Origin of the sequence: Pseudoalteromonas sp. NZS127 (genome assembly GCF_015864805.1) — a bacterium.
GTDB classification, from domain to species: Bacteria; Pseudomonadota; Gammaproteobacteria; order Enterobacterales; family Alteromonadaceae; genus Pseudoalteromonas; species Pseudoalteromonas nigrifaciens.
This window is the reverse complement of the sequence record NZ_JADYWN010000022.1, coordinates 1-22,411: the sequence shown is the minus strand read 5'-3', so window position 1 is coordinate 22,411 and position 22,411 is coordinate 1. Positions and strand designations below refer to the sequence as shown.

Sequence of the window (22,411 nt, the reverse complement as noted above, 5' to 3'; positions counted from 1 at the left end):
GTGGTCTGACATGTATTACTAATGAATAAGTTATACCAAAAAATGGCTTTTAACACTAGTAAATACCCAAGGAGATAAAAAATGATAGCTTATTAAAAGGGTTTTTGTAGCGTAAATGTAGCAATTTATAGTTAATTGGGTTAAAGGTAGAGCTTAAAAGGAGCAAGTATGAAAACTACACTAATAACTACATTTACTGCAATCACTTTAGCGTTAACAACAAATATGGCATTAGCACAACAACATAAAATTATTTATGCGGGCAGTGTAATGCTAGGTACAGAGCAAACGGTTAAAACTGAGCAAACACTGGTAATAGCCGATGATAAAATTTCAGCAATTAAAAGCGGCTATGTAAGTAAAGATGCACTGGGTTTGCCCGGCGCGCAAGTAATAGACCTTAAAAATCACTTTGTAATGCCTGGGCTAATAGACATGCACGTGCATGTTACTTTTGAGCGCGATGCCAATGTTAGCAGGCATCGCTGGACTACCGAATACGAAGCAGATAACGCGCTGCGTTCAATTAAATATTTACAGCGTACTTTAAATGCAGGCTTTACCTCAGTGCGAGACTTAGGCAGTAACTATCAGGTTATTTTTCCGCTAAAGCGCGCCATTGAGCGTAATGATATTAATGGTCCGCGCATTTTTGCCGCAGGCAATACAGTATCGCCCACTGGTGGGCACGCCGATTTACATGGCTATCGTAAAGATATAAGTGACGGTGTTGGTGCATCATTAGGTATTTGTAACGGCGCAGACGATTGCCGCAGAGCCACGCGCGAAGTGATTAAAAGTGGTGCCGATGTTATAAAAATTACCGCCACCGGTGGCGTATTAAGTAATACCGCCGCAGGCGTTAATCAACAATTAAGCGACGCAGAGCTTAGTGCAATTGTAGATACCGCGCATCATTTAGGACGTAAAGTAGCCGCTCATGCACATGGCACGCAAGGCATAAAAGCCGCGCTTAAAGCGGGTGTAAACTCAATAGAGCATGGCTCGTATTTAGATAAAGAGGCTATAGCACTGTTTAAAAAAACCGGAGCTTACTTAGTACCTACTTTGCTGGCTGGTGCCACAGTGAGCGAAGAAGCAATTAGTAACCCAAACATGCCAATTGCTATCGCAGATAAAGTGCGCGAAGTAACACCTAAAATGCAGGCATCGTTTAAATTAGCGCTAAAAAATGAGGTAAATATTGCCTTTGGCACTGACTCAGGCGTATCGCGCCATGGCCTTAATGCTAACGAGTTTAGCTTACTGGTAAGTAATGGTATGAGTGAAGCACAGGCAATTAAATCGGCAACCGTGAGTGCAGCTAAACTGCTTGGTCAAGATACTCAATTAGGCGATTTGAGTGTGGGTAAACAAGCCGACATTATTAGTGTTAATGCCTCGCCGCTAAAAAATATTGCAGAGCTTAAAAATGTGCAGTTTGTAATGAAAGCAGGGCTAATTTATAAGCAGTAGCCACACTTGCTGTTAAGGCACTGGGGTTAATATGGGCTCAATAAATATTGAGCTTAATAATTATTAACCCCAGTGCCGTGGCCTTTTAATACTTCACTTTGTACCTAGTTACAATGTCGATGAATGATGACTAAGTATTGCATAAGCATTAAAATAGCTTTTCTTAAAATTCAATTAGGTAACATGTGTTTTGTTAATTCGCACCGATCCGGCTATTAGCCGACTTTTAATGTTACGCAGTGGTGCCATAGCTGTGCAGCTTATTGCTGTGCTTATAGTGTACTTTTTATTAGATCATCAAATAGCATTAATGCCCTTACTGTTAGTGATTGCCCTAGAAGCGGGGTTTCAGTTAATGAGTGTGCTGGCTTATCGTAATGTAAGCCAAGCAAAACCGCTGGGCATGCTGATGCAATTAACCGCCGACGTGTTGTTTTTAACTATTTTGTTATCACTCAGTGGTGGCGCAACCAATGCATTTGTGTCGTTATTATTGCTGCCAATAATGATTGCAGCGGTAACGCTAAGTGGCAAAGGGCTTGCTTATATCGCGGTATTAGCCATTGCGGCGTATAGTGTATTACTGATTAAAATGCCCGAACATAACATGCACCAAATGAACATGAGCGGCCATTTTATTAGCATGTGGATTAACTTTGTTTTGAGTGCCAGTGTAATAGCGTTAGTGATTGGTGCAATGAACCGCGCCTTAAAAGAGCGCGAACGCACTATTGCTCAAGTGCGCGAACAACAATTACGCAGTGAACAGTTAGTAACGCTGGATGGCGCAGCAGCGCAAATAACGCATCAGCTTGCTACACCAATTGCTAACTTACAGTTACTATTTGAAGAGTTATTAGAGGATCATCCAAATAACCTTGTAGTGCAACAAATGCAAACTCCACTACAACAATGCGCTACACAATTAGATAGTTTTAGAAAACTCTCTGCTGCGCTGCGCCTTAATAACACCCAACAACACATTACAACGGCGCAATTACAACAGCAAATTACCGATACGCTATTGCTGCAATATCCCGATCAACAAATAAAGTGGATTATAGAAAACCAAACGGGTGGCATTAATACCGCTATATTAAACAGTGATGCTATGTTGCTACCTGCTATTTTAAATTTACTCCAAAATGCAGCCACCGCTAATCAGCAGCAAGACCAAAATGTGCTTGAGCTTACTTGGCTGCAAGAGGAGCATTGCGGCGAATATGTTTACTTGCTTATTCGCGACTTTGGGAATGGCTTTTCAGCAACGCAACTCAACGATTTAGGTGGACAGTTAATGCCCAGCGATCATGGTATGGGGCTGGCTGTGCTGCTTTCTAATGTAACCTTTGAGCGTTTAAATGGCTCGCTAACTTTATATAATCACCCCCAGTGTGGTGCAATTGCTAAAGTTAAATTAGCAACTGTTTTTAGCGAGCAAAGTGAATGAAAATATTAATTATTGAAGACGATATAAACCTTGCTAGTACCTTGGCAAGGCGGCTAACTAAATATGGTTTTAACTGCGAAATAGCGCATAACCAAAGTGAGGCACTCCTTAGTGCAAGGCGGTTTTTGCCCGCTACTATTTTGTTAGATATGAAGTTAGGTAACGACAATGGCTTAGCGTTAATAAAACCACTGCGCAGCTTGCTCGCACACGTGCATATTGTATTACTCACGGGCTTTGCCAGTATTGCCACCGCAGTTGAAGCAATGCGCTTAGGGGCCAACGACTACCTTACCAAACCTGTTGATATGGCAACCTTACTAAAAGCACTTAATCAAGAGTGCGATACTGCAATAAGCTTAGATGTTGCAACCACAGTTATGTCGCCAGAGCGTTTAGAGTGGGAGCATATTCAGCAAGTGCTACACAGTAATAATGGTAATGTGTCGAGCACCGCAAGGCAGCTCAATATGCATAGACGAACATTACAGCGCAAATTACAAAAAAAGCCAGTGCAGCACTAATAACGCTAGTGATTAAATATAATTTTAGGCTAAAGCGATGCTGGTTTTTTTTGAGCGCACTCAACACATCAATGAAGCACTATAGTAGCTGCCTGATTTAACTAGCTGTGCTAAAATCGCGGCGTTTAAATTTAACCGATATTACAAGGCTTTCACATGGCAAATACAGCGCACGCACTGCATATACTGGTAAAACATAAAGAAATTGCAGAAGATATTATTACGCAATTAGGTAAAGGTGCAAAATTTCAAACCTTAGCTAAAAAGTATTCGTCGTGTCCGTCGGGTAAAAAAGGTGGCGATTTAGGTGAATTTAGACGTGGGCAAATGGTGCCACAGTTTGACAAAATTGCGTTTAATGGCGCTATTTTAGAGCCGCATTTAGTTAAAACTAAATTTGGCTGGCATGTGATTAAAGTGCTTTACCGTACTTAATATTCTTTAAGTGCATGTATTAAGTGCATGTATTAAGTGCAGTTTAACAGGCTTAATACTTTAAATTAAATTAAATTAAATTAAAAGAAAAGGCTGCACATTGCAGCCTTTTTAAATTCTTTAATTCAGAGTTTAATTACTCAGCGTTTTGCTGTGCTTCTTCTTCAGTTATTTGCTTAAAAGCTTGCACAAATGCAGCGCTAGGTTGTCCGCCGGTAAGGGCGTATTGCTCATTTATGATAAAAGTAGGCACTGTGGTAATACCCATTTGCTGTATGTCACTTTGCTGGCTGCGCACTTCTTGAAAAAACTCACCACCGGCTAAAATTTCTTGAGCACGGTCTGTATCAAGGCCAACACTTGCAACAATATCAAGCAAAGCAGATTGCTCGTTTAAATTCACTAAGTCAGAAAAATGCGCTTTAAATAAAGCCAGTTTTAGCTCGGTTTGCTTATTTAAAGTGGCAGCCCATGCTAATAAACGATGACAATCAAAGCTGTTTATTATCATTCGCTTATCGTCAAAGTTAAACGTGAAGTCGGCATCTTTTCCGGCGTCTATTAAACGTTGGCGGTTATCTTTGCTTTGCTCTGGTGTTAAGCCGTACTTTTGCGTTAAATGTTCATTTAAGTCTTGGCCTTCAGGCGGCATATTTGGGTTAAGCTCAAACGGTTTCCAGCTAATTTCTGCGTTTATTTCACCGTGTAATTCACTGAGTGCTTTTTCAAGATTTTTATAACCAATAATGCACCATGGGCACATTACATCCGACACAATATCAATTTTAAGCGTTTTCATTATTTTCCCTTAGGGCAAAGCGGTAAAGCGAATATAGTGAGTATATTGGGATTAATTGCGGTTTATCAATCATGATTACTCTACAGTGTATTAAAAGCTGCAAATAATGTATGCGCAGCCTGATTACTTTTTAGCATAAGGCAGGCGCATTAGTTTATTAGTGCTGTGGTAGCTGTCGAGCCCGCTTATAGCTACCGTATCTATGGCCTGTAAGTCTAAAAAGCCATCGCTTTGCAGTGCTGCTTCGTCTAAATATACGTCCATTATTTCGCCAATCACAAGCTCAGTACCATTGACTGCTAAATGCTGATGTTCAATGTATTTTACCGCATATTTTAAGCGGCTTTGTTGTACAAATGGGGCACTAAATTCATTTAAATACTCAGCTGTTAAACCAGTGGCAGCAAACTCTGATTCGTTTTTATCATAACGCGCCGAGGTTTGATGTGCTTGCTGATAAATAGCACTATTAACATGATTAATAGTATAAACACCGGTTGCTAAAATATTTTCGAAAGTGTGACGGGGTACGCTATGGGGGCGCATTATCATACCAATTAATGGCGGGTGCGCACCTAAATGAATAACAGAGCTAACAATCGATAAGTTAGTATTGCCTTGGCTGTCTTGAGTGCCAATTAAGTTAGCGCTTTTAAAGCCCGACAACGAGTTTATAAAGTGGGTACGCGTGTGTTTTTCAAGTGCTGCAATGCGCGCTTTAGTAAAATGCATTAAAAAATCCTTACCATGGAATACCTACCATGAAATAGCAGTGCCTTGCCAATCTAGGTAGGCGGGTTCACCGTTAAGTTCTAAATTAGGGTTATTGTTAGTCAGTTCAAATAATTGCTGCGCTACAAACGCAGGAGTAAAAAGCTTGTTTGGCGGTACATTTTTTTGAAAAGGCTTAGACAGCTCAGTGTCGGTAGTACCGGGATGAAATAAAATGAGCTTAGTGTTTTTAGCGCGCCTTGCCAGCTCCACGGCGGCAGTTTTAAATAACATATTAAGCGCCGCTTTTGATGCACGATAGGTATACCAGCCGCCAAGTTTATTGTCGTTTATGCTGCCAACCCGGGCGCTTAATGCGGTAATAGTGCAGTGGGTTTTAGGTGTTAATAATGGTAATACACTTTGCAGGCATAGCAGGGGTGTAAGCGCATTAACTTGCAATAGTTGATTAAAATAATCGCTGTTAATGTCCTCTAGCTTTTTTTCTGGCATGTGTTGCTGATTATGTAAAAGGCCATTAAAAATAATTACCTGATGTAAATCAGCCTGCTGGTTTTGTAGTGTAGCGGTAACATTGTTTAAGCTTTGCTTTGAATAATCGCTTTGCAGTTGCGTTATATTATTTAGGTTATTGTACTGTGCATTGCGCGAGCCCGCGCTTACGCAAACAATATGGTACTGGGTTACTTGGTTATTTAAATGCGCTATATAAGCTTGTGCAATTGCGCTACTTGCGCCAAATAAAACAATAGTTTTCATTTATCACCTGCACTTTTGGTTTTACATTGATTATTTTTACACTGTGAGTTTGGCATTAAAAAACGACTTATAGGCTGGCGATACTTAGCAAAAAAAGTGTATGTGCAATCAGCAAAAAATCGAATTATGGGCAAGCGAATAATCTTCAACCAAGGATATTTACCTACTGTTTTCCATGCTTGGTAGGTTACATCAAGGCCATAGATCATTATTCCAGATGGCATTCTTGCGTGTAATAACGCCATAGCTATACTTTTATCTACCTTAGGAAAACGCGTATTAAAGTCAGTGGCATTAAGGTCCTCTAATATTATTTTATTATTAATGTCAGCACGCTTTAAATGTTGCATTTCGGCGTTACACAATGGGCAGTTAGCATCGTAAAAAATGATCATGTTATTGCTTTGTAATTATTTTACATATGCTTTTTTACGACACACCATTGCAAATGGATCTATTAAATAACCGCGCATAGTGATATTAATAGTGCTCCATGAAACAAAGGAGACTGAGAAATGAGTGAACAATATGCCGCCTTGCGAGGCAATGTAAATTTACTAGGCCAATTATTAGGGCAAACAATTAAAGATGCCCAAGGCCAAGCAATTTTAGATAAAGTAGAAGAAATAAGAGCTTTATCAAAGTCATCTCGCAGTGGCAACGAAAACGACCGTAAAACACTAATAAAAGTATTACATGCGCTCAGCGATGAAGAGCTGTTACCGGTTGCCCGTTCATTTAATCATTTTTTAAACCTTGCCAATGTTGCAGAGCAGTTTCATACCGTTTCGCGTTTTAATGATGTTGGCTTTTGCCAGCTAAATCCTCTCACTCAAACATTAAAAACGTTAGCAACTAAAGCAAATAATGGCCAACTTAATCACAATCATTTGGCCGACACACTCTCAAAACTCCACATAAACTTGGTGCTAACCGCGCACCCTACAGAAGTAACACGCCGCACAATTATTAATAAGCACGTTGAGTTAAGTGATTGCTTAGCTTCATTGGAGCGAACTGATAACTTAGCACAAGAGCGCGAGGCTATTTTAAACCGTATTGCGCAGTTAATTAGCCAAGCATGGCACACCGACGATATTCGTCGCTCGCGACCCACCCCTGTTGATGAAGCAAAGTGGGGCTACGCGGTGATTGAAAATAGCTTGTGGCATGCAGTGCCGCGTTTTTTACGTGAGTTTAGCCAGCATGTAAAAGAGCATTTAAGCTTAGAGTTACCAATAAACTACAGCCCAATAGAGTTTACCTCGTGGATGGGCGGAGATCGTGACGGCAACCCTTATGTAACCGCACAAGTAACCAAAGAGGTGCTTGATCATGGTCGTTGGATGGCACTGGACTTATATGGCCGCGATCTAGAAACGCTAAGTACAGAGCTGTCGATGTCTGATGCCAGTGATGAGCTAATAGCCCTTGCGGGGCAAGAATTTGAACCTTATCGCTGCGTGATTAAAACACTTAAAAACCAAGTGTTAGAAACCGTAATGCATTTAGGCGCAAAAATAAAAAATCAGCGCAGCGAAGCCCAAGACTTAATTACCGATATAAACCAAATAAAACATCCAATTGAGGTGTGCTATCGCTCGCTATTAAAATGCAATATGAAAGTAGTTGCTGATGGCCTATTACTGGATGTATTACATCGTATTAATAGTTTTGGTTTGCGGTTAGCTAAATTAGATGTACGCCAAGATTCATCGCGCCATGGTGATGTGTTTTCAGAGCTTACGCGTTACTTAGGTTTAGGCGATTACAACCAATGGCAAGAGCAAGACAAACAAGCCTTTTTACTCACTGAGCTTAACTCGCGCAGGCCGCTAATACCTAAGCGTTGGCAGCCAAGCCCAGAGGTGCAAGAAGTACTCGACACCTTTGACGTGATTGCACAGCAAGACGAGCAAACATTTGGCTTATATATTATTTCGATGGCGCGCACAGCCTCCGATATTTTAGCGGTACAATTGCTGTTAAAAGAAAGCGGTTGTAGTTTTAAACTACCGGTTGCGCCGTTATTTGAAACCTTAGATGATTTAAATGATGGCCACAATGTTATTACTACTTTGTTGGATAATGACTGGTACAGAGGCCAAATTAACAACACCCAAAACGTTATGATAGGTTACTCAGACTCAGCAAAAGACGCCGGTATGATGGCAGCTGGTTGGGCGCAGTACGAAGCAATGGATAAGCTAGTACAGTTAGCCGACAAACGCGGCATAGAGCTGGTGTTATTTCATGGCCGTGGCGGTACGGTAGGGCGAGGCGGCGCACCCGCTGCACAAGCCCTACATTCACAACCACCGGGGTCATTAAAAGGCGGACTGCGAGTAACCGAGCAAGGCGAGATGATCCGCTTTAAATTTGGTTTACCCGATGTTGCGCTACAAAGCTTAAATATTTACGCCGGCGCTGTACTGCAAAGTAATTTATTACCACCGCCAGAGCCTAAACCACAATGGCGCGAAGTAATGGCTTTGATCAGCGAAGAGTCGTGCGAGCATTATCGTAACGTGGTACGCCACGATGAAAACTTTGTACCTTACTTTAGAATGGCAACCCCAGAACTTGAGCTTTCTAAACTGCCGCTTGGCTCGCGCCCTGCAAAACGCAACCCTACAGGTGGGGTCGAAAGCTTGCGGGCAATACCGTGGATTTTTGCATGGAGCCAAAACCGTTTAATGCTGCCAGCATGGTTAGGCGCATTAACAGGATTACAAGCGGCCTTGGCAAAATACGGCGTTGAAACCTTGCAAGAAATGAGCTTACAATGGCCATTTTTTAGATCGCGCCTAGAAATGCTCGAAATGGTATTTAGTAAGGCCGACAGCTGGTTAAGTGAGCATTACGATAATGCGCTGGTGGAAGATATGTACAAACCACTTGGTGTTACCTTGCGCAAAGAGCTCGCTGAAGCGATTAGTTTAGTACAGTCGCTTAGCCCGCAAAAAAGCTTATTGGCCGATCAGCCATGGATCAAAGAGTCAATTGCGCTGCGTAACCCTTATACCGATCCGCTTAATGTGTTGCAGGTAGAGTTACTTCGCCGTGCGCGCTCAAGCGACAACGGCAGTGAAGGCGATATAGATAACGCGTTAATGATCACCATGACCGGCATAGCTGCAGGTATGCGCAATACTGGTTAATAGCCAAATAAAAATAAGGGGGTTGCGCAGCGCCGTAACCCCTTATTTTATGCATATGCGCTGGCATTTTATGCGCTAACCTTTTAAACTACTTAGCCATTGAATAACAAAAATTATATTATGGCTTCTGCAACCTTTTTAGTACAAGCAAACACCGCACTTAGTAATACCCACATCTCTTTAAGCGTAGCGCAAACACAGGCTTTACGTAGCCAATTAAAAACCCAGCACGGTATTTTAAACGCAAATAATATTAACCAACTATGCGCGCAACTTAATGTAACAAACGACGCCTTATTACAAGGTTTAGTGCCTTTAGCGTCTGAGTTTGCGGTAGCACCCGTATCGAACTTTCATGTAGGTGCAATCGTTAAAGCACTTGATGAAAGCGGCGAGGTTAATTTTTACTTTGGTGCTAATGCCGAGTTTAACCGCCAAGCACTTAGTTTAGTGGTGCACGCAGAGCAGTCTGCAATTAATAATGCTTGGTTAAATGGCGCGAAAAAAATACTAAAAATAGCGATTAGTGACGCACCTTGTGGTTATTGCCGCCAATTTATGAACGAATTAGCTGATGCGCGTGAATTTGATATTTTACTGCCCGAGCAGCAATTTAAACTTGCAGACTTGTTACCGCATTCGTTTGGCCCCACCGATTTAGGCAATCAGTACAGCTTATTTAATCCAGCCCCGCAGGCTCGCTCATTTAACAATACAGAAGTAGAGCAACAGCTGGCAGCCTATGCGTTAGCAGCTTATGTACCGTACAGCCAAAACTACAGCGCAGTAAAAATCACTACGTTTAACAACGGTGACTTTTATGGCAGTTACGCAGAAAACGCTGCATACAGCCCTAGCTTATCGCCATTGCAAAGTGCATTAAGTCAGTTGTTTTTAGCCGGTTTGAGTTTTGATCAACATACCGTAAAGGGAATAACACTGTTAGAAACCGCTGGTCATGAAAACCAAGCAGGAGTGGCTCAAGCAGTGCTAGCAAGCTTTGTAAACTTGCCACCACTTGAGCTAATTAGTGCGCCATTAAGTGAGTAACTTGGCAAACTGACGCACTAAAAAGTACTGTTACTTAGCGAGCAGTACTTTAGCGGCTTCTAATACTACCGCAACTGATTTTCTTTCAATTTCGCCGTGGTCAACATTAGGAATTTCTTGGCGAGTACGATTAACTAATACACCGGCTACGCACGCTGCTTGTAAACCAAGTGCCGCACACATAGTAAATAAGGTTGCCGATTCCATTTCGTAGTTCATCACCCCCAATTTTTGCCACTCTTCGCAGCTGCCTTGTAACGACTTTGGCACATAACCAGAGTGTGTATCGTAACGCTCTTGCCCTGGGTAAAATGTGTCGCTTGATGCAGTAATACCAATATGAAAATCGATATTAAGGTTTTCACAGGCTTTAACCATAGCTTGGGTAGCAAAAAAGTCAGATACCGCAGGGTAGCTAAGCGGCGCAAAATGCTGGCTTGCACCATCTAAACGCACAGAGGCTTGGCTAATTAAAATATCGCCTTCGTTAATGTGTGGTTGAATTGCGCCAGTAGTACCAATACGCAAAAAGCTGTGCACGCCAAGTTGGGCTAATTCTTCAACGGCAATCGACGTCGATGGACCGCCAATACCGGTAGAGCATATAACCACAGAATGGCCATTAAGCTCACCTAAATAAACATGAAATTCACGCGTTTTAGCCAGGCAAGTTGGGTTATCTAAAAATTGCGAAATACGTGCAGCACGATCAGGATCGCCCGGAACAATAGCCAGTTTTGCACCTTTAAGATCGTCAATACATAACCCTAAGTGAAATACCTTTTCCATAACTAAGCCTTTATAAAATTACTATCAATTTAGCATCATTACTATAATTGTTTGTTTAGTACAGGACGTATGTCCGTGTTGATTTGTTTTGATTTATTCACCCACATTGAATATTCAAGCATATATTAAAATTACCCGTAAAATGAGGCGGTTGACTTGTATAGGCAGACATTATATTGATCGTCTAAAGTAATCAGTAAATTATCATAAACAACAGGCACATTTACACTAAGTTGTTTTTATTCATATGGTTAGTTGTTATTTTTTGGATGGTATATACATTAGTGAAGCAAGGCTAATTTAACGTTAGTTTGCTTTTAGCAAGCAGTACTAATGTTATTGTTAGTATTTAAATATTAGCAATTTTGCATAACTAATCAGTACCACGCAAAACATATAGATTTATAAGGGTTTACCATGAGCACCGAATTTCAGGAATTTAAAAGCAAAATTGAGCATTGTTTGTGCGCACCAGGTGATGGTGTATATACAGTTAACACTGCAAAAGAGCGCAAAGCTGCATTAAGAAATAAGCTTTATGGGCAAACCGAAAACATTGGCCCATTATGGCGTGAGTCGCTTAACGAGTTACCCAATTCGCCGCATAAAGCGGTAATGCTAGGTATTAGCTCAGATTGTGGCGGCGGTATTTTACGTGGCGCAAACTGGGGGCCGTTATTTTTACGCTCAGCATTACTCGATCAGCAACCTCAGTGCCGCTCATTCGATTTAGGCGACGTACGCGTTATTCCTCATTTATTACATGATAAATACTTAAACAAAGCCACTATAACCAATTGTCAAAAAGCATTATACGGCAACGAAAATAACGACTATTACGTTAGCCCACTGTCGATCACTGAAGATGTATGCGACAGCTTTTATGCAACATTTGAAAATAAAGGCATTTTTGGTATTGGCGGCGATCATTCAATTAGTTACCCATTAACAAAAGCGTATTTAAAAGCTAAGCGCGCACAAGGCAAGCGTACCGCAATTATTCATTTTGATGCCCATACCGACTTATTGGTTGAGCGCTTAGGCATTGATTTATGTTTTGGCTCTTGGTGTACGCATATTTTAGAGTTTTTACCTGCGCCACATCATTTAATTCAATTTGGTATTCGTTCAAGCGGTAAACCGAAAGAGCATTGGGAAAGCACCTTTGGTGTTAAACAACATTGGGCGCATGAAATTATAGAGCGCGGTGCAGCAGCCGTTGCCGCAGATGCCATTGCCCAGCTTAAAGCCGACAACGTTGACGAAGTGTATGTTAGCTTTGATATTGACGCCCTTGATGAAAAATATGCCTCTGCAACAGGCACACCAGAGGCAAACGGCTTAACGCCACAGCACGCACTGGATATTTTATCAGCCATAGCCGATGAATTTCCGATCACCGGTGCCGATATGATGGAAATTGCGCCTTTTACCGACAGCTCGCTAGTAGGGCAGTCAAGTTCAGAAACCACCTTACGAGAAGGCGCTAAAATTTCGGCGTTTTTGATTAGTGCGATGAACAAGTAATCTTAAAGCAGGTCGAAAGGCCTGCTTATTATATTGATAATAAAAGCCTTTTAATAAATATTAAATTTAAATTGCCCCGTTTAAAAAAGCGACTATAATCCAGCTGCTTTTGCTATAAAAGCGTATTTTATTGGAGCTATAAATGGGTGATTTAGTCGGGATTGGCTTATTAATCTTGATCAGTGCGTTGTTTGCAATGTCGGAAATTGCGATTGCAGCATCGCGTAAAATAAAGTTAAGAGTGATGGCTGATGAGGGCAATGTTCAAGCAGCTGCAGTATTAAAGCTACAAGAACAACCTGGGGCATTTTTTGCCATGATCCAAATAACCCTTAATGCTATTGCTATATTAGGCGGCATTGTGGGTGAGCAAGCACTTTCGCCTTATGTGCAAAATGTTTTGCAGTTTTTTTATCAAGGCCCATTACTGGCACAAATTAGTTTTTTACTGTCGTTTTTAACCATTACTTCACTGTTTATTTTATTTGCAGATTTACTACCTAAACGTTTGGCAATGATTTTGCCAGAGGCCGTTGCTGTGCGCGTGGTAACAATAATGCGCTGGGTTACCTATGCCTTAACGCCCTTGGTATTATTTTTTAATGGTTTAACAAATATTATTTTGCGTATTTTTAAAGTACCAAGCGAGCGCGAAGATATTGTAACCACAGAAGACATTGTTGCCATGATGGATGCAGGTGCAGAATACGGTAGCCTACAGCAACAAGAATACGATTTAATCGGTAACGTATTTGACCTAGAAGCGCGCTTTATATCGAGTGTGATGTCGCCGCGCGACCAAATAGTTTATTTTGATATTAATGAGTCGAGCCATGATATTGCTAACAAAATAATAGAGCATCCACATAATCACTTTTTAGTGTGTAACGATAATTTAGATAAATTAATCGGCTCTGTAGAATCAAAAGATATTTTACGCCAAGTACTTAAAGGCGATGCAGCGAATATTAATAGCGAAATGCTCGAAAAAGATATTTTTTATCTACCCGAAACCCTTAGTTTATCAGAGGCATTAAATGCGTTTAAAACAGCCGTACAGCCTTTTGCTGTAGTAGTTAACGAATACGCATTAGTGGTAGGCATAGTAACAGTAAAAGATTTAATGAAAGGCTTTATGGGCGACTTAATTACTCACAGCGATGATGAGTTAATTGTTGAGCGCGACCAAAACTCCTGGCTAGTTGATGGCTTAACCCCCATAGTTGAGCTGGCTAAAGTACTTGATATTGATGAGTTTCCTCATCAAAGTCATTACGAAACCGTGGCCGGTTATTTAATTTATACCATGAAGCGCATTCCAAAACGTGCAGAATACATTCAATACGCCGGCTTTAAATTTGAAGTGGTAGATGTTGAAGGCATTCGGGTTGAGCAGTTACTGGTATCAAAAATAGTACCCACGCCCGAGCCACCGCAAAGTTAAGTACAAACTAAGTTAGCTCGCTATTAGCAAGTAAAAAGTAGCAAGTATAAATCACAAAGTTAAAACACCTTATTTTATTATTTTAAGGTGTTTTTACGTAGGTTGGTTTGAGCGCAGAGAAGCCCAACGAAAAAAGGCAGCCTAAATTAACATTAGCGTTATGTATTATCGATTACCTAAGAAGTACCGAATGTAGGTCGGATAAGCGAAGCGCCATCCGACACAGTAAAATATCTTACCAATTATTATTATCAGCATTTTATGTTATCGAATGGCTGGGAAATGCTACATTCAGACGGTCATGAGTTATAATGTCTGAAGACAAGATTTGCCCTCCTTGTTTTCTCCTGCGAGTCTGGCTTTAAATCCCTTACTAAGTGTTTTTACTCTGTTCCTGTTTGATGATTTTAAGTAGTAAATCGATTCTACGATTTGTCTTTTTACTTCCGGCTTTAACCATGCCTTGAACAAGAGCAGAGACAAAGAAAATGACACACAGTATTCTGAATAACTTAGTCTCTATTGTAAATAAGCTATTTGTTACCAACAATAATCCAAATGATACGATAACAGCGAGAAAATTCTTTAGGCCTAAATTATTTGAACCAAGTTTTTCAAACTCTTGTTGGTTTTTTAAGTTCAGGAATACGGTTTAATGCTATTTTAGCTGTCCCTGCATTACATAACGTGTATTTGTACCTATCACACCTAATTTAGAGTGTTGAATTTTTTTAGTTTTTTTGGCTTTACCCAATGCCCTAGGGGAGTTTTGACTGTAAGCAAATAGTCGCTTTAGTCAACCAAATTTACATATGTTTACAGTATTAAATCTAGTTAAAAATAATTCTTAATTAGCATTGGAAAGTGCATGCAAATAATTTAGAATGAACGTTCATTCTAAAGTTTAAATTCAAGTTAAAAGGTAATTTAATATGCAGCGTTCCCGCATCGCGCTATTGGTATTTTCGGCCCTCGTTGGTTCTGTCGTTTTAACTGGTTGTGATCAGGCTGCTGAGCAACCTAAAGCTACTGCTTCTCAAGGCACTCCAGTAGGTGTAGTTACGATAAAAAGCCAAACACTTACACTTAAACAAGAATTACCAGGGCGTGTAAGTGCATATCAAATAGCAGAAATTCGTCCTCAAGTTAGCGGTATTGTGCAATCTCGTTTGTTTACAGAAGGTACGCAAGTAGAAAAAGACCAAGCGCTATATCAAATAAATCCAGCCATTTTTGAAGCTGAGCTTGCAGCAAGTGAAGCAGCTGTAGCCCGTGCTGAGGCGAGTATTGCCAGCAGTAAATCAAAAGCTGCGCGTTATAAAGAGTTATTGGCAATTAAAGCTGTAAGTCAGCAAGACTTTGACGAAGCAGATGCAACTGCTAAACAGGCAAAGGCTGAGTTACTTACTGCGAAAGCGCAATTACAGGCTGCACAAATTAATTTAGATTACAGCCATGTGGCATCGCCTATTAATGGTCAAATTAGTAAATCGAGTGTGACTGTTGGTGCTTTGGTAAGTGCTAATCAAGCAATGGCATTGGCAACAGTCACGCAGCTTGATCCAATTTATGTTGATTTAACACAATCGAGTAATGAGTTAACCAAGCTTAAAAAAGCGTTGTCGTCGGGCTCGTTAAGTGTTGATGCAGATATTCAAACCGAGGTTGAGCTTTATATGGAAGACGGTTCGGTTTATCCGCATAAGGGCACCTTACAGTTTTCAGAAGTAACGGTTAATCCAAGTACGGGTTCGGTAACATTGCGAGCTAAATTTTCTAACCCTGAGAAACTACTTTTACCGGGTATGTATGCCCGTGCATCTATTGTTGAAGGGGTTCAAGAAAATGCTGTTTTGGTTCCGCAGCGTGGTGTAACGCGTAATACCAAAGGCCAGCCAACGGCTATGGTGGTAAGTGAAAATAATACAGTAGAGAGCCGAGTACTAGAAGTTGATAGAACAATAGGTTCGAACTGGTTAGTGACTAAAGGTTTATCTGCTGGTGATAAGTTAATTGTTGAAGGCTTACAAAAAATTCGTCCTGGCGCGCCAGTGATTGTCACTGAAGCAACACCTTTAGCCACTCAAGCGCAATAACGGAGAGTTTAAATGTCACGATATTTTATCGATAAACCGATATTTGCTTGGGTACTCGCTATTATTGTTATGTTAGCGGGTATTTTAGCAGTTAAAAGTTTACCTATTGCACAGTATCCTTCTATTGCACCGCCTGCGATTAGTATTACTGCAAATTACCCAGGTGCATCAGCGCAAACCTTAGAAGACTCTGTAACTCAAGTTATTGAGCAAAAAATGAAAGGGCTAGACGGCTTGTTATATATGTCGTCAACGTCAGAGTCGAGTGGCTCAGCAACGCTTACATTAACGTTTAATGCTGATACGGACCCTGATATTGCTCAGGTTCAAGTACAAAACAAATTAGCAACCGCAACGCCGTTGTTACCAGAGGAAGTACAACGCCAAGGTGTTGTAGTAGCCAAAGCGGCGCGTAACTTTTTATTAGTATTAGGTTTTGTGTCTAAAGATGGCAGCATGACTAATATTGATATTGGTGATTATGTAGCCTCAAACGTGCAAGATATTGTTTCTCGTGTTGATGGTGTAGGTGAAGCGCAGTTATTTGGCTCGCAGTACGCTATGCGTATTTGGTTAGATCCAGCAAAATTACAAAACTTTAAGTTAACGCCAAACGATATTGGCGCGGCAATTACTGCACAAAATGCGCAGGTTTCTGCCGGCCAACTCGGTGGTATGCCTGCGATTGCAGGGCAGCAGTTAAATGCGACAATAACGGCACAAAGCCGTTTGCAAACACCTGATCAGTTTGAAAACATTTTAGTTAAAACCAATAGTGATGGCTCAGTAGTACGTCTAAAAGATGTAGCGAGAGTAGAGCTAGGCGGTGAAAACTATGGTGTAGTCGCACGTTTTAATGGAAAACCCGCATCGGGCTTAGGGATAAAACTGGCCAGTGGTGCGAATGCGCTAGATACGGCAAATGGTGTTAAAAAAGCCCTTGAAGAGCTTAAACCGTTTTTCCCTCAGGGCTTAGAAAGTGTTATTCCTTACGACACCACACCATTTGTATCTTTGTCGATAGAAAAAGTAGTACACACGTTAATTGAAGCTGTGATACTTGTGTTTGTTGTAATGTATTTGTTTTTACAAAACTTTCGTGCGACGTTAATTCCGACTATTGCAGTACCTGTTGTATTACTGGGTACGTTTGCAATTTTGTATACCTTTGGTTATTCAATTAATACGTTAACTATGTTTGCTATGGTACTTGCCATTGGCCTGTTGGTTGATGATGCGATTGTTGTAGTAGAAAACGTAGAGCGCTTAATGACAGAAGAAAAACTGTCGGCGTTAGATGCAACACGTAAATCGATGGACGAAATTAAAGGTGCATTGGTAGGTATTGCTATGGTGTTGTCGGCAGTATTTATTCCGATGGCGTTTTTTAGTGGCTCTACCGGTGTTATTTATCGTCAGTTCTCTATTACTATTGTGTCGGCAATGGGCTTGTCGGTATTAGTGGCACTTATTTTAACGCCTGCACTATGTGCAACCTTACTTAAGCCAAGTCATGTACACGATAAAACATCATTTATGGGGCGTTTTTTCTCTGGCTTTAACCGTGGTTTTGATAAAACAAACCGTGGTACCCAAGGTATTGTTGGCCGTATGATCAGCCAATCAAAGCGCTACTTACTTATTTATGGTGTGCTTGTAGGTGGCATGGTGTATGTGTTTTCAAGCTTACCAACCGCTTTTTTACCAGACGAAGACCAAGGTATATTATTTAACCAAGTAATGTTGCCTGCAGGCTCTACTATTGAGCAAACGTTAGGTGTAGTTGAAAAAGTAGAAAACCATTATTTGAATGACCAAGCAGAAGCCGTAAGTTCTATTTTTACGGTAACAGGCTTTAGTTTTGCCGGTTCTGGGCAAAACTCAGCAATTGGTTTTGTGAGCTTAAAGCATTGGGATGAGCGCCAACGTGACGACCTATCGGTAAATGCAGTAGCAGGTAAAGGAATGGGGTATTTTTCAACCATAAAAGAAGCGTTTGTATTTGCTTTCCCACCACCGGCAATTGTAGAACTTGGTACAGCTAATGGCTTTAATATGTTTTTACAAGACCGCGTTGGCTTAGGCCATGACGAGCTATTAAATGCACGTAATATGTTGTTGGGTATGGCAAGCAAAAGCCCTGTTTTAGCGGGTGTGCGTCCAAATGGCCAAGAAGACATGCCAGAGCTACAACTTGATATTGACCTTGCAAAAGCAGAAGCCTTGGGTGTTACTCAAACCGATATAAATAGCACTTTGTCTACCGCATGGGGTAGCCGCTATGTTAATGACTTTATTGACCGCGGCCGCGTGAAAAAAGTATACATGCAAGGCGAAGCTGATTCGCGCATGGTGCCAGAGGACTTAAATAAGTGGTACGTGGGTAATAATACTGGCGATATGGTGCCGTTTGCAGCATTTGCTAGTTCGCACTGGTCTTACGGCTCACCACGCTTGGAGCGCTACAATGGTTTTTCTGCGATGGAAATACAAGGTAGTGCAGCACCTGGCTATAGTACAGGGCAGGCTATGGATGAAATGGAGCGTTTAGTTAAGCAATTACCAAACGGTATTGCCTCTGAGTGGTCGGGTATATCTTATCAAGAACGCTCAAGTGGTGGGCAGGCGCCTTTACTGTATGGTTTATCGCTGCTATTTGTATTTTTATGTTTAGCTGCGTTATACGAAAGCTGGTCGGTACCATTTGCTGTAATGATTATTGTGCCACTGGGTATATTTGGTGCGATTATGGCGGCATTAATAGGTAACTTATCAAACGATATTTACTTACAAGTAGGTTTGTTAACCACCATAGGTTTGGCTTCTAAAAACGCGATATTAATAGTTGAATTTGCTATTCATAAAATGGAAGAAGGCCTGAGCTTAGTGGATGCTGCAATAGCTGCTGTTAAACTGCGTTTACGCCCAGTATTAATGACCTCGTTGGCCTTTATTTGTGGTGTTGTACCTTTGGCTATTGCGTCGAGCGCAGGGTCGGGTGCACAAAATGCGCTGGGTATCTCTATTATTGGTGGTACTTTAGCTGCCTCTACCTTAGTGGTGTTATTTGTGCCTTTGTTTTTTGTTTTAGTACGTAAAACATTCTCAAGTAAATCGGCAGTAGCAACGAAGGAGAGCGAATAATGAACTTAAAAACATTAGGTTTAAACGCACTTACTTTAGCTGTATTAACGGGGTGCCAACTTGCCCCAGAGCAACAAGAAATAGCTTTACCTGTGCCTGATGCGTATGCATCGGGTGCAGAGCAAGCGCAAGCTACGCAGCTAAATTGGCAACAGTTTTTTAACGATGAAAAACTGCAAGCGTTAATTGCACAGAGCCTTGAGCATAATAAAGACTTACAAATTGCTGCATTAAATGTGCAGCGCGTGCGTGGCTTATATCAAATAGAAGACTCGGTATTATTTCCATCGCTTGATATAAATGGATCTGGATCGCGTCAGCGCTTGCCGGGTGATTTATCGAGTACTGGTGAGCCGCGTATTAATTCGCAGTACAGTGCTACCGTAGGTATTACCTCGTATGAGCTTGATATATGGGGCAAGGTGCGCAATCAGTCAGCGCAAGCACTGCAAACCTTATACTCTACGCAGCTGAGCCAATACAGTATGCAAGTGTCGCTTATTGCTGAGCTTGCTAATGCCTGGCTTAACTATGCAACCGACCAGCAGTTATTAGCACTGGCCGAGGAAACCCTAACGTCGCAACAGTCGTCGTTATCACTTACTCAACAAAGTTTTGATTTAGGTGCTGCATCAGCAATTACCCTAGAGCAACTTAAAAGTACGGTTGCTACAGCTAAAGTTGATATAGCAAAGTATAAGCGTTTATTAAAACGCGATAAAAATGCGCTTGATTTACTAGTAGGTAATAGCGTTGCCAGTGATTTACTGCCAAATGCGTCACTTAATCATTTACTCGACTTACCAGAAGTACCAGTTGGTTTACCGTCTGATTTACTCACGCAACGCCCTGATATTAAAGCGGTTGAGCATCAGTTGTTAGCGGCTAATGCAAATATTGGTATTGCGCGTGCTGCGTTTTACCCAAGTATTAGTTTAACCGCTAATGCGGGTACTGCATCAAGCGACTTAAGTGGTTTATTTGATGGTGGCTCGGGTACGTGGAGTTTTGTACCTACTATTAATTTGCCTATTTTTAATATGGGCCGTAACCAAGCTAATTTAGATGTTGCTAAAGCGGCGCAACAAATAGCGCTTACCACCTATCAGCAAAAAATTCAGCAAGCGTTTCGTGAAGTTGCTGACGTACTTGCAGATAGAGAAGGTTATAACGCCCAGCTAAGCGCACTTGAGCAGTTAGTGCAAAGCCGTCAAGCAACCTTTGATATTTCGCAAGCGCGTTACGACAAAGGTGCCGACAGTTACTTGCAAGTTCTTGATTCACAAAGAACTTGGTACAGTGCCCAACAGCAGTTAATTACGGGTAAGCAAGCATTACTTGCCAGTAAAATTAACTTATACAAAGCAGTTGGCGGCGGCTGGCAAATTACCTCACCAGCGGTGCAAGATTAAGTAGTCTATATGGTCTATAGCTTTTGCTATAGGCCATCACTAGAATGTTAAATTTATAATACTTCTAATTTAACAGCGCTTTATTTGCTGTAACTAAATATTTAGATGCAATTGGTTTTTATAATAGACAGGTTAAATAGTGGAGTTGTAAGTGACCCATAAAAGTAAAAGACATGCAGATCCTGCATTAGTCGAAGCACGGCGCACACAAGTACTAGATGCTGCAGCAGACTGCTTTCGTCGCAAAGGCTATCATGGGGCAGGCATGGCTGAAATTGCAAGAACTGCGGGTATGAGTGCCGGCCATATCTATAACTACTTTGAAAGTAAAGAAGCAATAATAGAGAGTATTATTGAGCAAGATATGCAAGAAATGTTTTCTATATTTCAAGAATTTGAAGAGCAGCCTGGCGATATCCTCACAATACTTTTAGGCAGTTTGCACAAAGGAGTGCAAAGGCATATGGATACCTGGGCGTGTGTAATCGATTTAGACATGATGGCAGAAGCGGCCAGAAACAATAAAGTGGCTACGTTACTACACGAGGCTGATACCCAAGCGCGCGATAGAATGAGACAGTTATTAATTAGCGATAGAAGCTTGTTAAAATCACACTCAGAGCAAGAACTCGATAGCCGTATTAATGTTATTTTTTCGATGATGGCGGGCTTATTTCTTCGAAAAATGCTCTACCCAGAACTCACCGAAGAAACGGTATTAATAGCACTTCGCCCTGCGATGAAAACGCTACTCATGCCTTTTGAAGCGCATGACGAAGTACTGTAAAAGCACTATAAAAAGTACTCTAAATTGGTATTAGAGCGGTTACAGGTTAAAACCGCTCGATTGACCATTGTAATGCAATCAGTGCTATGGTAAATGAGCCCACCGGCATTAACCATTTTTTATACCACTGATAGCCTCTTATGCAGATTAACACCGGTAATGCTACGAGTAAAATACTGAGCTGACCAATTTCTACCCAATAGCGCCAAGTGCTCCATCTAAATCTAATGAGCCAAAGCGAGTTAATTTAGGTGGTGGTGAAAGGCGCACCACCACGAAGTGGTGGCTTTAATCAAATCCTTCCTGCTGAGCTAAATATTGCTTCACGATTTCAAGTGGCGCACCTCCGCAACTAACCAGACAATAACTTCTGCTGTAAAAAACTGGCTTCCAGTAAAACTCACCCAAGTGTTCGGAAAACTCCTTTCGCACAAGTCTTGATGTAGCAGTTTTTAAACTGTTCACCATTTTACTTGGTTGCATCTTGGGATTAGCAGAAATTAAAAGGTGAAGGTGATCTGGCTCACCATTGCACTCCAAAAGCTCACAATCCCAAGATTTTAACAACCTTTTGTACTGAGATTCTAAGTACGCGGCAACCTCTGGCGTGATACAGCGACGACGATATTTAGTTACAAGAACTAAATGATAGTGAATATTATAAACGCTGTGATACAGCGTATTTAGGGCTTGTTTTTTCATAATAACTAAATATAATTAGTTGTTATGAAAAAAGCAATCCGTAAAGTTACATATAAAATGAAACCATCAGTTTCTCAAGAAGAATCGCTGATGGATTTGTTTGTCCACCATCACCAGTTGTACA

Annotated in this window: 18 protein-coding genes and 1 pseudogene; 12 read left to right on the top strand and 7 right to left on the bottom strand. The window is 41.1% G+C overall.

Annotated features, from left to right (window positions below):
- Positions 1–168 precede the first annotated feature (168 nt).
- The 4 genes from I6E78_RS15940 (at position 169) to I6E78_RS15925 (ending at position 3,885) form a co-directional block, all read left to right on the top strand.
- Positions 169–1,476: a metal-dependent hydrolase family protein gene (locus I6E78_RS15940; RefSeq protein ID WP_089369193.1), complete on the top strand. Its 1,308-nt coding sequence runs from the start codon at positions 169–171 to the stop codon at positions 1,474–1,476.
- 190 nt (positions 1,477–1,666) lie between these two features.
- On the top strand, positions 1,667–2,926 hold the full coding sequence (locus I6E78_RS15935) for a HAMP domain-containing histidine kinase (protein WP_197182876.1): 1,260 nt from the start codon (positions 1,667–1,669) through the stop codon (positions 2,924–2,926).
- The gene (locus I6E78_RS15930; RefSeq protein WP_197182875.1) at positions 2,923–3,450 is read left to right on the top strand and encodes a response regulator transcription factor; all 528 of its coding nucleotides are present in this window, start codon (positions 2,923–2,925) and stop codon (positions 3,448–3,450) included. The genes I6E78_RS15935 and I6E78_RS15930 overlap by 4 nt, the downstream gene beginning before the upstream one ends.
- A 156-nt stretch (positions 3,451–3,606) precedes the next feature.
- Positions 3,607–3,885 carry a peptidylprolyl isomerase gene (locus tag I6E78_RS15925; RefSeq protein WP_011329937.1) on the top strand — a complete coding sequence of 93 codons (279 nt, stop codon included), beginning with the start codon at positions 3,607–3,609 and terminating at the stop codon, positions 3,883–3,885.
- A 136-nt stretch (positions 3,886–4,021) separates the two neighbouring features.
- Here the strand turns inward: I6E78_RS15925 and I6E78_RS15920 are convergent, their stop codons facing one another.
- The 4 genes from I6E78_RS15920 to I6E78_RS15905 all read right to left on the bottom strand — a co-directional run bounded on the left by I6E78_RS15920 (position 4,022) and on the right by I6E78_RS15905 (position 6,570).
- The gene (locus I6E78_RS15920; RefSeq protein WP_011329938.1) at positions 4,022–4,684 is read right to left on the bottom strand and encodes a DsbA family oxidoreductase; all 663 of its coding nucleotides are present in this window, start codon (positions 4,682–4,684) and stop codon (positions 4,022–4,024) included.
- A gap of 123 nt (positions 4,685–4,807) precedes the next feature.
- Positions 4,808–5,416 carry a flavin reductase family protein gene (locus I6E78_RS15915; protein WP_197182874.1) on the bottom strand — a complete coding sequence of 203 codons (609 nt, stop codon included), beginning with the start codon at positions 5,414–5,416 and terminating at the stop codon, positions 4,808–4,810.
- Positions 5,417–5,440: 24 nt separating this feature from the next.
- Positions 5,441–6,175, bottom strand: coding sequence for an SDR family oxidoreductase (locus tag I6E78_RS15910; protein ID WP_197182873.1), 735 nt, complete (start codon positions 6,173–6,175; stop codon positions 5,441–5,443).
- Complete coding sequence (locus tag I6E78_RS15905; RefSeq protein WP_011329941.1) at positions 6,172–6,570, bottom strand: thiol-disulfide oxidoreductase DCC family protein; 399 nt, start codon at positions 6,568–6,570, stop codon at positions 6,172–6,174. The genes I6E78_RS15910 and I6E78_RS15905 overlap by 4 nt, the downstream gene beginning before the upstream one ends.
- A gap of 120 nt (positions 6,571–6,690) precedes the next feature.
- On the opposite strand from I6E78_RS15905, the gene ppc reads away from it, so the two are divergent.
- Both ppc and cdd read left to right on the top strand, forming a co-directional pair.
- Complete coding sequence (gene ppc / locus I6E78_RS15900) at positions 6,691–9,336, top strand: phosphoenolpyruvate carboxylase (RefSeq protein ID WP_182677989.1); 2,646 nt, start codon at positions 6,691–6,693, stop codon at positions 9,334–9,336.
- Between the two features lie 120 nt (positions 9,337–9,456).
- Positions 9,457–10,386, top strand: a complete 930-nt coding sequence (gene cdd, locus I6E78_RS15895; protein WP_179807157.1) for a cytidine deaminase — start codon at positions 9,457–9,459, stop codon at positions 10,384–10,386.
- Positions 10,387–10,416: 30 nt separating this feature from the next.
- On the opposite strand, the gene udp is transcribed toward cdd, so the two are convergent.
- Positions 10,417–11,175, bottom strand: coding sequence for a uridine phosphorylase (gene udp / locus I6E78_RS15890; protein ID WP_011329945.1), 759 nt, complete (start codon positions 11,173–11,175; stop codon positions 10,417–10,419).
- Between the two features lie 417 nt (positions 11,176–11,592).
- On the opposite strand from udp, the gene I6E78_RS15885 reads away from it, so the two are divergent.
- The 6 genes from I6E78_RS15885 (at position 11,593) to I6E78_RS15860 (ending at position 21,585) form a co-directional block, all read left to right on the top strand.
- Positions 11,593–12,702: an arginase family protein gene (locus I6E78_RS15885; protein ID WP_179807156.1), complete on the top strand. Its 1,110-nt coding sequence runs from the start codon at positions 11,593–11,595 to the stop codon at positions 12,700–12,702.
- Positions 12,703–12,844: 142 nt separating this feature from the next.
- On the top strand, positions 12,845–14,146 hold the full coding sequence (locus I6E78_RS15880) for a hemolysin family protein (protein WP_011329947.1): 1,302 nt from the start codon (positions 12,845–12,847) through the stop codon (positions 14,144–14,146).
- 932 nt (positions 14,147–15,078) lie between these two features.
- On the top strand, positions 15,079–16,242 hold the full coding sequence (locus I6E78_RS15875) for an efflux RND transporter periplasmic adaptor subunit (RefSeq protein ID WP_197182872.1): 1,164 nt from the start codon (positions 15,079–15,081) through the stop codon (positions 16,240–16,242).
- Positions 16,243–16,254: 12 nt separating this feature from the next.
- Positions 16,255–19,386 (top strand): efflux RND transporter permease subunit, encoded by a 3,132-nt coding sequence (locus tag I6E78_RS15870; RefSeq protein WP_197182871.1) that lies wholly within the window; start codon positions 16,255–16,257, stop codon positions 19,384–19,386.
- Positions 19,386–20,798 carry an efflux transporter outer membrane subunit gene (locus I6E78_RS15865; protein ID WP_197182870.1) on the top strand — a complete coding sequence of 471 codons (1,413 nt, stop codon included), beginning with the start codon at positions 19,386–19,388 and terminating at the stop codon, positions 20,796–20,798. Before I6E78_RS15870 ends, I6E78_RS15865 begins: the two co-directional genes overlap by 1 nt.
- Positions 20,799–20,949: 151 nt before the next feature.
- Entirely contained in the window at positions 20,950–21,585 is a 636-nt protein-coding gene (locus tag I6E78_RS15860) for a TetR/AcrR family transcriptional regulator (protein ID WP_197182869.1), read from the top strand.
- Positions 21,586–21,631: 46 nt separating this feature from the next.
- Here the strand turns inward: I6E78_RS15860 and I6E78_RS18720 are convergent.
- Positions 21,632–21,781 (bottom strand): annotated as a pseudogene (locus I6E78_RS18720) (HupE/UreJ family protein); the annotation flags it as partial.
- A 92-nt stretch (positions 21,782–21,873) separates the two neighbouring features.
- Positions 21,874–22,287 (bottom strand): IS200/IS605 family transposase, encoded by a 414-nt coding sequence (tnpA, locus tag I6E78_RS15855; RefSeq protein WP_138564053.1) that lies wholly within the window; start codon positions 22,285–22,287, stop codon positions 21,874–21,876.
- Between the last annotated feature and the right edge of the window lie 124 nt (positions 22,288–22,411).